This is a genomic window from Flavobacterium algoritolerans (genome assembly GCF_030010385.1).
Taxonomy (GTDB): Bacteria; Bacteroidota; Bacteroidia; order Flavobacteriales; family Flavobacteriaceae; genus Flavobacterium; species Flavobacterium algoritolerans.
In genome coordinates this window covers 1-1,001 of the sequence record NZ_JASCRZ010000029.1, presented here as the reverse complement: position 1 = coordinate 1,001, position 1,001 = coordinate 1, and the positions used below count along the sequence as shown (strand labels likewise).

Sequence of the window (1,001 nt, the reverse complement as noted above, 5' to 3'; positions counted from 1 at the left end):
AATAGTAACAGTAGCCGTATCACAATTGGTAGGGTTAAATACCTCACAAATAGTGTAATCTATGGTATACGTTCCCGCCGGAGTGTTTGGCGCTACGCTTACAGTTCCATCAGGATTAATCGTCAATGGTCCGTTTGGAGTAGATCTTAATACCACATCCCCAGGATTAACAGGCAATCCGTTCAAGGTATCGTTAGTTAAAACATTCACTCCTGAATTTCCTCCGGTTGTTCCATTTACTGGAATCGCATTGGTATCTACTACAGCATCAATAACAGAAGCTGCAACCACAATAGTAACAGTAGCCGTATCACAATTGGTAGGGTTCAATACCTGACAAATAGTGTAATCTATGGTATACGTTCCCGCCGGAGTGTTTGGCGCTACGCTTACAGTTCCATCAGGATTAATCGCCAAAGGTCCGTTTGGAGTAGAGCTTAATACCACATCCGCAGGATTAACAGGCAATCCGTTCAAGGTATCGTTAGTTAAAACATTCACTCCTGAATTCCCTCCGGTTGTTCCATTTACAGGAATCGCATTAGTATCCGCTACAGCATCAATAGCAGGAGCATCAACCACAATAGTAACGGTAGCCGTATCACAATTGGTAGGGTTCAATACCTGACAAATAGTGTAATCTATGGTATACGTTCCCGCCTGAGTGTTTGGTGCTACGCTAATAGTTCCATCAGGATTAATAGTCAATGGTCCGTTTGGAGTAGAGCTTAGTACCACATCCGCAGGATTAACAGGCAATCCGTTCAAGGTATCGTTAGTTAAAACATTCACTCCTGAATTTCCTCCAGTCGTTCCATTTACTGGAATCGCATTGGTATCCGCTACAGCATCAATAACAGGAGCAGCAACAACAATAGTAACAATAGCCGTATCACAATTGGTAGGGTTCAATACCTGACAAATAGTGTAATCTATGGTATACGTTCCCGCCGGAGTGTTTGGCGCTACGCTTACAGTTCCATCAGGATTAATCGTCAATG

General features: G+C 43.1%; 1 pseudogene. It reads right to left on the bottom strand.

Annotated elements, in window-relative coordinates:
* A pseudogene (locus QLS65_RS16150) lies at positions 1-1,001 on the bottom strand (gliding motility-associated C-terminal domain-containing protein); the annotation flags it as partial.